Consider the following 278-nt stretch of genomic DNA (forward strand, 5'->3'; position numbering starts at 1 on the left):
GGATGGGTTATATATACGATGTGCGGCGACCAATTTAATGGGTGGTCAACACTCCGCTATTCGACTTTAACGTGTATTTTGGGAACAACAGTATCTGCAATCATAACATTCCTTGCAACTTTAATTGGCCTGCCTTTCCCCACAGCAGAGGTTATTGAATCCATTTATGGCGAGATGATTTTCATGATTATTTTCCCGGGTGCCATTGCACTTTTAAGCTGGAATTTAGGTATTAAACTTTTAACGCCCATTAATGGCATTCTATTTATCAATTTAGT

1 pseudogene is annotated in these 278 nt (G+C 38.8%); it reads left to right on the plus strand.

Annotated elements, in window-relative coordinates:
- Nucleotides 1-278, plus strand: a pseudogene (locus SB773_RS31340) (EamA family transporter); the annotation flags it as partial.

Source organism: Bacillus sp. SIMBA_074 (assembly GCF_046534555.1).
Lineage (GTDB): Bacteria > Bacillota > Bacilli > Bacillales > Bacillaceae_G > Bacillus_A > Bacillus_A mycoides.